General features: G+C 47.3%; 14 protein-coding genes. 12 read left to right on the forward strand and 2 right to left on the reverse strand.

Features of this window, described 5'->3' with window-relative positions:
* Positions 1-176 precede the first annotated feature (176 nt).
* The 10 genes from ACK8P7_RS10430 (at position 177) to ACK8P7_RS10475 (ending at position 7,979) form a co-directional block, all read left to right on the forward strand.
* Positions 177-1,058 carry an Rpn family recombination-promoting nuclease/putative transposase gene (locus ACK8P7_RS10430; protein WP_410044142.1) on the forward strand — a complete coding sequence of 294 codons (882 nt, stop codon included), beginning with the start codon at positions 177-179 and terminating at the stop codon, positions 1,056-1,058.
* A gap of 295 nt (positions 1,059-1,353) precedes the next feature.
* Positions 1,354-2,214: a hypothetical protein gene (locus ACK8P7_RS10435; protein WP_410044143.1), complete on the forward strand. Its 861-nt coding sequence runs from the start codon at positions 1,354-1,356 to the stop codon at positions 2,212-2,214.
* A gap of 388 nt (positions 2,215-2,602) precedes the next feature.
* Positions 2,603-3,586, forward strand: a complete 984-nt coding sequence (locus tag ACK8P7_RS10440; protein WP_410044144.1) for a type IV pilin protein — start codon at positions 2,603-2,605, stop codon at positions 3,584-3,586.
* Between the two features lie 122 nt (positions 3,587-3,708).
* A complete protein-coding gene (locus ACK8P7_RS10445) occupies positions 3,709-4,458 on the forward strand; it encodes an NERD domain-containing protein (protein WP_410044145.1) in 750 nt (249 codons plus the stop codon).
* Between the two features lie 95 nt (positions 4,459-4,553).
* Positions 4,554-5,408 (forward strand): TIGR02452 family protein, encoded by an 855-nt coding sequence (locus ACK8P7_RS10450; protein WP_410044146.1) that lies wholly within the window; start codon positions 4,554-4,556, stop codon positions 5,406-5,408.
* 389 nt (positions 5,409-5,797) lie between these two features.
* A complete protein-coding gene (locus ACK8P7_RS10455; RefSeq protein WP_410044147.1) occupies positions 5,798-6,094 on the forward strand; it encodes a hypothetical protein in 297 nt (98 codons plus the stop codon).
* Positions 6,078-6,416, forward strand: coding sequence for a type II toxin-antitoxin system RelE/ParE family toxin (locus tag ACK8P7_RS10460; RefSeq protein ID WP_410044148.1), 339 nt, complete (start codon positions 6,078-6,080; stop codon positions 6,414-6,416). The genes ACK8P7_RS10455 and ACK8P7_RS10460 overlap by 17 nt, the downstream gene beginning before the upstream one ends.
* Positions 6,413-6,703 carry a hypothetical protein gene (locus ACK8P7_RS10465; protein WP_410044149.1) on the forward strand — a complete coding sequence of 97 codons (291 nt, stop codon included), beginning with the start codon at positions 6,413-6,415 and terminating at the stop codon, positions 6,701-6,703. The genes ACK8P7_RS10460 and ACK8P7_RS10465 overlap by 4 nt, the downstream gene beginning before the upstream one ends.
* A gap of 110 nt (positions 6,704-6,813) precedes the next feature.
* Positions 6,814-7,119 (forward strand): hypothetical protein, encoded by a 306-nt coding sequence (locus ACK8P7_RS10470; RefSeq protein WP_410044150.1) that lies wholly within the window; start codon positions 6,814-6,816, stop codon positions 7,117-7,119.
* A gap of 104 nt (positions 7,120-7,223) precedes the next feature.
* On the forward strand, positions 7,224-7,979 hold the full coding sequence (locus tag ACK8P7_RS10475; RefSeq protein ID WP_410044151.1) for an SIMPL domain-containing protein: 756 nt from the start codon (positions 7,224-7,226) through the stop codon (positions 7,977-7,979).
* 27 nt (positions 7,980-8,006) lie between these two features.
* Here ACK8P7_RS10475 and ACK8P7_RS10480 read toward each other — a convergent pair whose 3' ends face one another.
* On the reverse strand, positions 8,007-9,317 hold the full coding sequence (locus ACK8P7_RS10480) for an ATP-binding protein (protein ID WP_410044152.1): 1,311 nt from the start codon (positions 9,315-9,317) through the stop codon (positions 8,007-8,009).
* A gap of 498 nt (positions 9,318-9,815) precedes the next feature.
* Here ACK8P7_RS10480 and ACK8P7_RS10485 point away from each other — a divergent pair, with 498 nt between their 5' ends.
* The gene (locus ACK8P7_RS10485; RefSeq protein WP_410044153.1) at positions 9,816-10,199 is read left to right on the forward strand and encodes a VOC family protein; all 384 of its coding nucleotides are present in this window, start codon (positions 9,816-9,818) and stop codon (positions 10,197-10,199) included.
* A 67-nt stretch (positions 10,200-10,266) separates the two neighbouring features.
* Here the strand turns inward: ACK8P7_RS10485 and ACK8P7_RS10490 are convergent, their stop codons facing one another.
* On the reverse strand, positions 10,267-11,031 hold the full coding sequence (locus tag ACK8P7_RS10490) for a GAF domain-containing protein (protein WP_410044154.1): 765 nt from the start codon (positions 11,029-11,031) through the stop codon (positions 10,267-10,269).
* A 560-nt stretch (positions 11,032-11,591) separates the two neighbouring features.
* Between ACK8P7_RS10490 and ACK8P7_RS10495 the strand changes: the two genes are divergently transcribed.
* Positions 11,592-12,542, forward strand: a complete 951-nt coding sequence (locus ACK8P7_RS10495) for a hypothetical protein (protein WP_410044155.1) — start codon at positions 11,592-11,594, stop codon at positions 12,540-12,542.
* Positions 12,543-12,657 lie beyond the last annotated feature (115 nt).

Genomic DNA, 12,657 nt, shown 5'->3' on the forward strand with positions numbered 1-12,657 from the left:
GTTCAGAAACGGAATGCGGCCGTTTTGCTTCGCAAACCCGGCCGATTAGCTTCGCAATATGCATTCTGAACTCCCATGTTAGAATCGGGGCATATTAAAGACTTCCCAGGAACCAGTCAACTTGACGGTTCGTACTTTAATCTCCCCAAGGAAACTATACAGAGAGGAGTGACGAAATGGCGCAAAAGGATGCATCTCAGAAGATCCTTGAATCCTACAATGATGTGTTTTCAGACATCGTAAATGTACTTTTATTTAAAGGCAGGAAGGTGCTGTCGGAGGAGGAGCTGGAGGACCAGGCTCCACGGTCGTATTACAAGGCGGATGGTAAGATCCACGAGATCGAGCGGGATGTCGCAAAGAGATGGAAGAACGGAAACATACGGGTCGCCTGCATTGGCTTCGAAAACCAGACCGCGAGTGATCCGGATATGCCGCTTCGCGTGATAGGCTATGATGGTGCGGAGTATCGGGCGCAGCTTTTGAACAAACAGGCGGTACATTATCCGGTCGTGACGCTGGTGCTTTACTTCGGGCATAAACAGAGGTGGAGCGGACCGTTAAAGCTGAAGGATAGGCTGGATATCCCGAAGGAATTAGATAAGTATGTGAATGATTATGAAATTCACGTATTTGAGATTGCGTTTATGGATCAGAAGGAGGTAGACTTATTTCAGAGCGATTTCCGGGTCGTGGCGGACTATTTCGTGCAGAAGCAGGAGAATGGAGATTACGAGCCGAAACCACAGGATTTGAAGCACGTGCAGGAAACGCTACAGCTGCTTAGTGTCATGACAAATGACCATCGGTTTGAAGATGTTTATAATGAAGCATCAGATGCTCAGAAGGGAGAGATGCGAAATATGTGTGAGATTCTGGATAAGATTGAGAACAGAGGAATAGAGAAAGGCAAAGCTGAAGGTAATGCAGAAGGAAAGAGCCAGATGGCGGATCTAATGAAACGTCTGCTTGCGGAGAATCGCATCGAGGATGCGAAGCGTGCGGCGGAGGATCCGGCATATTGCGACGAGCTGATGAAGCAGTATGGGATTGGCTGAGAGAGACTGATTCGTGATAAGACGGATTCCCTTATATGATCAAATATGACATAGAATAAAACGAAGCGACGAGAATGGATTCGCAGTGAATCAGTCTCGTCGCTTATGCTTTATCTACAAGAAGTTTTTGCTGTTTGGATGCGTGATGATGTGAAGACGGAGGCATTGGCTATCGTCAATCATTAATCATAACCATTACACATATGGTGTACATGCAGAAATTCATTATCTCTTTCGTTGTTTTCGCAGTAATCTTATATCTGTAACGGCTGTGTTTATTTCGGCGGGAGGAGATATGAAACGATTTAAGACTGTAGTTACGATGTTGATTATGGCGGTTTTGGCAAATGTCACGGCATTCGCAGGTGCTTGGGTACAGAATGCGCAGGGGTGGTGGTATAACAATGGAAATGGTACCTGGCCTGCAAATACCTGGCAGTGGATTGATGGGAATAATGATGGCGTGGCAGAGTGCTATTATTTCGATCCGAGCGGATACTGCCTTATGAATACATCTACACTGGATGGGTATCAGGTAAATGCTGCGGGTGCATGGACGATCAACGGAGTTGTGCAGGCGAAGACGGTTGGTGCGACAATGAACGCAAACTCTGGTCAACAGTCCGTTCAGTCTGATGTATTTCATGAAGAAGTGGTGAAAGCATATAAGACTTACATGCTTCAGAAGGACACAGACAGATATAATCCGATCCGATATTCGCTTGTTTATCTGGATGGCGATAGTGTTCCAGAATTGATTTTTACAGATGGCTCCTACCATTACAAAGGAGTTACTATCTGCACATATCAAAATGGAACGGTATGCCCTATCACGATGGGGAATCTGGACGAATTTGGAGCGAATGGATCAATTATTTACTACCCTGGAACCGGATATTTTGAGTCTGAAGATGGACATATGGGATATGCGGAAAATATTCTATATCTCATGCAAGGGGTAACAGCTAAGGAGGTATGCTATATGAACTATATTGTAGATACTGATGCTGCAAGTACCGCTACCACAGAATATGATGAGTTCCGAATCAATGGAGTCAATACGACACGGACCAATGCGGAAAATATAAGAAATCAGTTGGTGAGCGCGTTGACGCCAGCCGTTTTCCGGTATGATGATGCGACTAAATTGCAGTAGTTGCTAGGGTAAAGGGATGGGTAGCCGCAATAGGAGGGATATTGTGGGTAGGCCCTGAGATGTGATAAAAAATAGCAGAACACCAAAAGCGAGGAAAAGCGACGAGATTGATTCTCTGTGGATCAGTCTCGCCGCTTTTGCTTTATCTGCAAGAAATGCTGGCTGATTGGGGCGTGATGAGGTGAAGACGGAGGCATTGGCCTGCGGGAAGTAAGCGGCTTCGATGGCGGTTACTGGCATTTAGCTATATTCATGAACGATATTTCAGCGATTACGCGCATTGATTGTGGGTATGCGGACGCGTAAAATTATTCTCGGTGATTGCTGTTGTGATGCTAGATCAGCTGTCATGGTTATATATTCATACATCAAAGAAATCGAGGATAGAATGCATATTAAGCGTAGTAAGAAGGGCTTTACCCTTGCGGAGCTTCTAATCGTGGTTGCCATCATTGGAGTACTGGTAGCGATATCGATACCGATTTTCAGCGGGCAGCTGGAGAAGGCGCGGGAAGCGACCGATGCGGCGAATATACGGTCGCAGTATGCGGAAGTGCTTACGGACGCCATGATGGGCGGCAGCGTTAATAAGAATCATGCGGATTATGCGCCGGTTCAGTTACGGCAGCAGAAGGATGAGTGGCAGAGCGGCGGGCTGAAAGCAAGTCTGGAAGGTGTTTTCGGAAAGGTCGCAGGAACAGGACCGAAGGCAGCAGGACAGGCATGGGTAGAATTTGATGCTGCGAGGAATGTTGCAGTGTTGCACTATGATGACGGAAGTGGAAGCAGCGGAAGCGGAAGTGCAGGAAGCGGAGCGGAAGGCGGTGAGGGAACCGTGGCACCGGCATCGACAAAGCCTATAGAACCGACGAGTCCGACAGAACCGGAGACAACACCAACGAAGCCTACAGAGCCGGAGACACAGGCACCGACGCAACCGGAGACGGAAGAAACAAAAGAAGAAAATACGAGTGGTGTTACGCCGTCTGGCACATCGCCATTTGGTGGCCCCGCTTATGACTGGAATCAAGACATTAAAAAACAATCGCAATACACAATTGAACCACATAAAGTGTACATTTGGAATGGTAATATCTATATAGGAAATAGATCTGAACATATGGATCAGTGGCGACTGGATAATTTTAATCCAGATAATTGTGCTGATTATTACTACATCACTAAATATACTGGAAAGACGATTGATATTTCGGTTTTTACGTCAGCAAATCAAGATATAAAAACGCCAGTAACTAGAGGTGATGTGTGTCAAGTCGGAAACGATTATTATATATTTAAAGATGGTGGAAATGCTAGTAATGGACCTCTTAAGGAAAGTAACAGATGGATGAAAATAGATAAAGAAATATGAAAAGCTATGCCATGAGGTGATGACGTAGGCATTGGCCGCTGGATGGGTAGTAGGAGCGGACGGATGCTCCTGGATTAAGAAATTCTTTATGAGGCTGACTCCATAAAGAGTACAGGGTGAGTATGGAAATAGTACTGCAGAATAAGTGGATATGGGTGTTTATCGCACTGCTGATTTTCGAGGAAGTGCTTCGGCGCCTGACACCGAAGATCAAGGGTGCATCCGGTGAGGCGATGGTCAGCTGGGTGCTGTCGCATCTGCCGAAGGAGCAGTATACGGTGATTCATAATGTGATGTTGCAGACGGAGCGCGGAACTTCGCAGGTGGATCATGTCGTGGTATCGGTATATGGCATTTTCGTGATCGAGGTGAAGAATTATACGGGCTGGATTTCGGGAGCGGAAAACAGCAGTCAGTGGACGCAGACGATATATAAGACGAAGAATCGGTTCATGAATCCGATTCATCAGAACTATGGGCATGTGAAGGCCATCGAAGCACTGCTGCAGGATCCGTGGATTCCAATTTATCCGATCGTGACGTTTCCTGGGGATGTGAAGCTGAAGGTGAGCGTGCAGAATGCGAAGGTCGTGAAATACGGATATCTGAATGATGCGATCAAGGCGCTGTCGACTGAAAAGGTGATGGATGAGGCGAGAGTGCGCGAGATCGTGACGATGCTTCAGGACGGAAACATTGACAGTGCGGAAAATCGGAAGGCGCATGTGGAGGCGATTCATACGAAACAGAACGCTATCAAGGCCGGCGTGTGCCCGCGATGTGGCGGACAGCTGGTCGAGCGGAACGGCAGGTATGGAAAGTTTATGGGATGCAGTAATTACCCGAAGTGCAGATACGTGCAGAAGATCTAAGGCAGAATATCAGGGCAGACCCCGGGAAGAAACGAGAAACAAAGAAAGCCCGACGGCAAAACACATGAAAGTAAGAGGAAGGAAATAAGCAATGTATGAGCAGTTTTGAAAATGTGGAGATTTTCGAAGACACTAAAAGATTGTGTGAAACAAACGAAAGGATTAAGGATGCCCTTGTACGGTCTGTGAAAAACCAGAAGCTGATTCTGGAAGGAATGGAGCTAGTTTCCGCTGATAAGTCACGTTTCACAGAAGAATCGAAGATCGTCGTATCCACAAAGCGGACATTTGAGGCAGCATCCGGTTATCATGAATCAAAAGTGGCGGTACATAACTTTGCGTCTGCGACCAATCCGGGTGGCGGAGTGACAAGGGGATCCAGCGCACAGGAAGAGTGCCTTTGCAGATGCTCCGGGCTGTATTTCTGCCTGAGCGTGCCGGAAATGATGAATGGATTCTATTACCCTCATCGGAACGCAAAAAATCCGATCAACAATGCGGATATCATCTATACGCCGGATGTGACCGTATTCAAGACGGATACGAGCTGCCCGAAACTAATGAATGAGAAAGACTGGTATGATGTTGATGTTATCACCTGCGCAGCGCCGAACCTGCGGGAGAGACCGAGCAATCGGTTCAATAAGGATAACGGCAATTGGGCGGCAAAAGTCAGTGACCGGGAACTCCTGGAAATCCATAAAAAGAGGTTAACCAGGATTCTGGATATTGCCGTGCTGAACGGAGCTGAAGTGGTAATTCTGGGGGCTTTTGGATGCGGAGCATTTCAGAACAAGCCGGAGGTGGTAGCGCGTGCTGCAAAAGAAGTGATTACGGACTATCGGCACGCATTTAAAACCATTGAATTTGCCGTATATTGTTCCCCTCGGGATGACACAAATTTTAAGGTATTTAAGCGTGTAATGGGTCAGATTCAAGACCGTGGATGAGAACGACGAAGAATACATTATGATTTGCGAACTGTGAGGTGTTTTCATGGAAATCCAGTATAAAAAGTTGACAGAAAAGGAACTTGATACTCTCATCCAGATGAGAATAAATCAGCTCAAGGAGGAAGGTGCTACCGGATCTGGTTCCTGCACTGAGAGATTATTATGACAGACATATGTCTGATGGGACCTTTGTGTCCTGGCTGGCCAAAGATGGTGAAAAAATTGTTGGTACCAGCGGAATGTCATTCGTGTATTGGGGGCCATTGGGGCCAGGCCCCGGGAAGATAGAATGGGCGAAGATAACGCGTCAAATTTGATGCTGAATTTGACGTTGAATTTGTTACGCTTGAAAGTATAATGAAGATAGAGAGGAAGGAGGATTCATTATGCCGAACATCAAACCGATTTCTGATTTGAGAAATTATGCGTCTGTTCTTGAGACTGTTAAGGTCGGAAAGCCTTTATATCTGACTAAAAATGGACGTGGCTGCTATACGGTCATGAATATCGATGAGCAGGAGGAGCAGAGAGAAAAAGCAGAAAAATATGATCAGATGCGGGCTCAGCTTTGTCTGATGTGTGAGCTGGCGGAGGGAAGAAGATCAGGAGAGGAAGAAGGATGGATTTCTTCGAATGACGTAAGAAACCACTTTAAGGCCCGTGCACATGCAGAGAACAATTGAGTATTCCCCGAGAGCGCTAAAGGATCTTGATGGCATATGGGATTATATCGAGAAGGAACGCTGTAATCAAAGTGCAGCACAGAATACGGTAGAGGGCATCATGGATAAGGTCGATATTCTAATGTCTTTTCCAGAAGCCGGCGTAAAGCTAGAATTTGAAAACGGACTTAACAGCGGATACCGGTATGTTTCGTTCAAGAATTACCTTGCCTTTTACCGCTTGAGATCAGATGATATAGTATATATCGATCGAGTGATTTACAGTGGAAGAGATTATATGAGAATTCTTTTTCCAAACAAGGGTGAGGAGGTAACGGGATGAACAGAATCAAAATAGATGAAGAAAGTAACGAGGGGGATTCCTTCTATGTTGTAGATGAGGTCTATCTGGGAGGGCAGGACAGTGAGATTAAAAAGCTGATAAATGAAGCCAGAAAAGAAGCATACGTTTCGGGATTCAATCGAGGCCAGAGTCAGGCGTATAGCGGATTCTGGAATGAAAGCTGCCAGAAATTATTCAAGGAAGATGAAGAGAACCGGAAGCGCGACGAACATGAACATTGCTGGACGGCGCGTGATGATGTGAAGACGGAGGCATTGGCCGCGTGATGTGAAATGAAGCCACGGAATACTGGGGCCAGCCTCCGGGAAGTTGTCTCTTCGGGGGAGAACTGCAACAATGGTGACGAAGTGCTGTTGTGGTTTGTGAGGAAGAGAAAATGGAAAAGATAGTGCATGTGAATACGACGCGGCTGTTCGGTTTCGATAAGGATGAGGAGGGGCAGCTGCGCGTGAATCCGGAGCAGGGAGTGGTCGTGCGGCGGATCTTCCGGGAGTACCTTCGTGGGTTCGGTGAGGGCGAGATCGCACGGAGGCTGCGCGGGTATGGGAAAGCCGGGCGGGAGCCGTTCTGGCGCTGCGCTGCGGCCTGCCGGAAGCATAGAGGAACGAGGACGCGGACGACGTTTCCAGAGCAGGAAGTCCGTCGGGTGATGGTGGGGACGGAACATCCAACCGATTTCTGAAATGAAAAAGTACATTCAGAACTCCAGATTTCTGTGACGACATATAAGAATAACCGGTCTTTTTAGATATAGAAACAAATATCAAAAAAGAAGGAGATTCGACTATGAAAAACAGAAAGTATATTTATGCCGCCGCTCTTATGGCATGTGTTCTTGCATCCGCATCACTGACTGCCTGCTCGTCTGCAACCGTTCCGTCCACGATCACTGTGCAGTCTACGGAAAATTCCGGTATCACTGTATCAGGTGAAGAAAAGGTTAAGGCTACACCGGATATCGCGGAGATCAGGTATAGCGTGTATACACAGGAGAAGGATGCGAAAAGCTGTCAGGCAACGAATGCACAGGATGTAGATGCTGTATTATCTCTTTTAAAGGGAAAAGGTATCGATGAAAAAGACATCAAGACCAGCAATGTCGGACTGAATCCGATCTATGACTGGAATGATGGAAGAAAGATCACGGGTTACGAAATGACGACTGAGATCGTGGTATCCTCTGTGCCGATCGATGAAGCAGGGACGATCATCAGCGATTCCGTAAATGCTGGCATCAATTCCATCGACTCTGTGCAGTATCAGTGCAGTAACTTCGATGAGCTTTATGAAGAAGCGCTTAAAAATGCGATCACGGCTGCACGAAAGAAGGCAGACCTTATGGCTGAAGCTGGCGGGAAAAAGGTCGTTGCCATGACGCAGGTACAGGAGTTAAGCAGCAGTGATCAGGCGGTGGCATATGCATCAAATAATATGAAACAAATGGCTGTGATGGAGATGGACAGTGCAGATACAGGAACTTCGCTGATGCCGGGACAGGTAGAGGTAGAAGCCGAGGTATCGGTGACATTTTCGATTGAGTAAGTAAGATGGTAGGGGCAGGCTCTTGGGTTATATTCTGCTCACGGCGTAGACCGGGAAGACGTGTATAGTTTCATATTCGCTGAAATTTTCCAGTGAGATTCGGATTCCATACGGTGATTTATGCGTATCTAAAAAACTGTGCAGGCTTTGCATACTTCCTTTTCCGGATGATTTAACTTCGACTGGAATGATCTGACCGCTTCGAACGATGGCGTAATCAATTTCTGCATTAGCACCGCCTCTATACCAGTAAAACAGCCCCGGCTCTGAATAGGGACTTGCAGTTTTGATGAATTCAAGGCCAGTTTCCATCTCGACGACGTCGCCTTTATTCATGTCGTCATAAATTTCGGCACCAAGAATACCTCCGGCATCAAGGCCGCATTCGGTCAGATAAACGCCTGAGTCAAACAGCAGCAGCTTTTTATTGGTCTCCTTTTCAGATACGCCGAGCGGTATGGCGTCGCAGGCAGAGGCCTTCACAGGAAATACCAGACCTGCTTTTTTTAGCAGGTCTATGCATAAATCAAAATAATAAGCACTCACGCCTGTGATGGCAGAGGATGATTTCGTCTGACTGCATACATGATGAGTAGCATAATCAAATACTTTTCGTATGATTTCCGGAGAGACATTCCTGCTGTATTTATTAAAATCGTCCTTGAAATTCAGGATGATATCTCTGTGAATCTGCTGGCAGGCCTGAATACTGCCGGTTTCTGCATATTCTCTTACGGCTTCAGGCATGCCACCAACGGTCAGAAATATTTTGTACTCTTCCAGAAGTTCCTGATGAGCATCGTTTGGTGTTTCGGAAAAGTCGGTATGTTTCAGGTAATCGGCTAAGATTTCCTTGCCAGTGCCATGAAGAAATTCTGTGAAAGAAAATGGATACATGAATATGCTTCTGACTCTACCTACCGGAAAGTCAACGGGTGTATCGTTTTTTTTGCCATCCAGAACAAATTGCAGCAGAGAACCGGCAGCAATTACATACAATTCAGGCCTGTCTTCGTAAAAATAGCGAAGGGCGGTAATGGCTCGAGGGCATTCCTGGATTTCGTCGATAAACAGCAAGGTATCAGAGCTTATTCTCTTTGAAAAATGTAATTCGAGGCGATTGATGATTTTGTTCATATTCAGCTCGCCTTCAAATATTTTTCCTATATCCGGTTCTTTCTCCAGATTCAATTCAATGTAATCCCCAAACTGCTGAGATAGATTTCGTACAGCAGAAGTTTTTCCACACTGACGGACTCCGCGAAGAATCAGGGGTTTGTGTCGATCGGACATTTTCCAGTCAAGAAGAATATGATCTATTTCTCTATTAATGTACAATTTCTATGCCTCCTTACACAATGACTGCGGCTGCTTTCATCAATCTAAGAATATCATCATATTTAGAATTTGCCAATCGTATATTTAAAGATATTTAGAAAATGCCAACCGAAAAAAGAAAAATATTTGGAAAATGCCAACCGGAAATGCAAATTAATTTTAAAAATGCCAATCGAAGCATTTGAGGACCAGGCCAAGGGAAGAAAAAACAATGCGAAGAGATTGATTCTCAGTGAACCAGTCTCGTCGCTTTTTCAGTAGTTACAAAATACGCAAAATACGCTTACGGATCTGGTTCTTGACGTGTACAGGTGTAACGGGTATAACGGAGCCATGGTAATTAGTTTCGCTGATAAGGATACAGAAAAGGTCTATTATTAAAGTTAGATGGAGGGGATGAACTGGCGGAAATTCATACCTTGCAGTACGCATAAGTCGAGCAGCTGATATTGGGATCAGGCCCCCCCGGGAAGAAATGAACATGGGAGATATTTGGAAATGAACTTATCAAAAATACATCACGTCGCAATTATCGTATCAGATTACGAAGCAGCCAAAGAGTTCTATGTGAACAGACTTGGTTTTTCCGTGGTCAGAGAAAACTATCGACCGGAGCGGAAGGACTGGAAGCTGGATCTGCGCATCGATGAACATACGGAGCTGGAGATTTTTGCAGAAGCAGATCCGCCGAAGCGTGTGAATCGACCAGAAGCCTGTGGGCTCCGGCATCTGGCGTTCTGTGTGGACAGTGTGGAGCAGACGGTGAAAGAGCTGGAGGAAGTCGGGATTGTATGCGAACCGATCCGAGTGGACGATTATACCGGAAAAAAGATGACATTCTTTCATGACCCGGATGGACTGCCGCTGGAATTGCATGAGTGAAGGGGATCAGGGCGTCCCCTGCCTCGTGGCCCTGTGTGTCGTTCACCTGCTTCAGGCCGGTGATGTCTCAGTATACCACAGCCAGGCTCTGTGATGGATCCAGGCGCTTGACATAGGCAGTCAGCGCAAAGCGATTCCCGAGCCGGGTGAGCGCGTCCTGAAAGCTCAGCTCCAGCAGTTTCGCACGCAGGGTTCTCCGACGTAGGCAGGAGATCAGGAAAGAGGCCTCGATCTGAAGCATATCGTGGGAGTACTTTAAAAACATCGGAGGCGGGTTATCTACGCCGTAGAAGGCGATGACCTTTCCGGCGTCATACAGCGGGACCACCACGAGGGAATGGATGACCTGGCGCTTCAGGTTTTCGTACTGCAGCGGGTCACTTTCCTTCGTTTCTTCCAGATCCCCGATCACGATCGCCTTACCGTCCTCGAAGTGACGATACCAGTTGGCACAGACCTCCGGCGGTACGTTCTGCAGATTGTCCTTCTCCGGGGTGACACCCGGTGCGCACCACTCATAGGTGTTGTCGTCGCCGCCACTTTCGTTTCGCTCGAAGATGTAGGTCCGCTCACCGTTGAGGAACTTTCCCAGATGCTCCAGGATGATATGGATACTCTCGTCCGGCGTTTCCGCAGCGATGGCTGCCTTCATACTCCGGTTAGCCAGCCTCTCCATCTCCTGGTACATTTTGACCACCGCATCCTGCCGTCTTTCTTCCGTGAAATCGCTGGTGACATCGATCGCGATTTCTACGCGATATTTTCTACCGGTCTCCGCATCCTCTTCATTTAAATTCTGAAAAAAGGTGCATATGTTCTTCAAAGTAGCCATGGCTGTTTCCTTCATATCCAGATGAAAACGTCACCGGGACAGAAAGCAAGCCCGATGATGATGTTTACCTCGTCTATTTTAATTTTGTCTTTTCCTTTGGCGAACACAAGTCATACGAAATTTTTTGCTGTATATAGCCATGATCTGGGCAGGTTTCACAAGAAGAATAAAAATGTTTTTTATATAAAAATATGTTGACAAAGCATTTTTTATTTAGTAGAATAAAGACAACAAAAGAAGAGATGCGATGGCGATGCTTCATCAAATTGATTCTTAACTCAGTGTGATGCAGATGGTAGAAAGTCATAGGCGATGCTTCAATGATTCGAGATCTGCATTTAAATAAAATAAGGGAGGGTACTCCGATGGGATACAGAAGCCCGAATGATCAGTAAAACCCCAGTACTAGTGAAGATGACCTGGTACTGGGGTTTTACTTTGTCTGTTTTTCTTTCTATGGCGTGCCCGAAATTTCACAGAAATTTCACGCGGCCTTCCTTGACACGAATATCGAAAAGTATATCATGTAGTTCGTTGAATCAAGACAAAAGAGGCTTCTTATGGAATATTTCAACTACATCGAACACTACTTCGACATGGCGTCTGCCGTGCCGTTTTTCCTCGTTTCGCTCGCCGGACTCATCTTCGTGATGGGCGTGATTCTCGCCCTCGCGCGCATCCGGCAGGAGATCGATCGTCACGGCGCGTCTTCAGTCGCCGCAGCGGACGAGGCCAATGCAGTCGACATCGACGCAGGGACCCGCCCGCAGAGTCGTACCCGGCACCAGTACGCCGACCGGATCGACGACCGTCTGAACGGTCGGGAACATTGGCCGGATACGGATCCGGCGACAGAGACCCGCCCACACAGTCGTGCCCGCCGGCCGCTGCTCGATCCGGTGGATACGCGACCGCACGAGTTCATCGAATCCTTCTACGAGATGGCGTTCGCGAGCACCTCGATTCTGCTCCTGCTGTCGCTCTACTACATCATCGGCGATCGCATCAATCTCCACACCGTAAGTAAAGTCTGGAACCAGTACAAGGACTGGGTGCTCATCGGCTTTCTGCTCGTGTCGATGCTCGTGGATCGCATCTTCGACCGCGTCCTCGTGCCGCTGCGCTACATCTCTGCGCAGAAGCGCGGCTCGGTGCGGCTGATGGCGTCGATCTACGTCATGCTGATCCTCATGTACATTCGCTTCATCTATGAGGACTACAATTACGAAAACCTGATTCTCTACTTCGTGATGCTCGTCATCGGTCGTCTCGTCTACTTCGACGTCACCTGGGATGGCTTCCGCAACGACTGTCTCGGCCTGTTCAGGAATCTCCCGGTGCTCCTCCTCATGAGCGCCTACTCTGCCACGGTCGTCTGGTACGGTTTCACATCCGGCTTCCTCATGAAGGCCAACGGTGTCATCGTCAGTACCCTGATCGCGCACCTCTTCATGGACATCTGTATCTTCCTCTTCGACCGCTCGCACTTCTTCGGCCTCTTCCTGCGCTGAGGCCTGCGCCGCCCGCAGCACGCGACCTTAAGAATTTCGTAAGGGGGTCTGACCCCAATGTCGTCAACTTAACATTTAGACTCACGCGAAAGCGTAGGTCTTTTTTTACAAATAA

It is taken from the genome of Oribacterium sp. P9, assembly GCF_046365365.1.
In the GTDB taxonomy this organism is placed as follows: Bacteria; Bacillota; Clostridia; order Lachnospirales; family Lachnospiraceae; genus Oribacterium.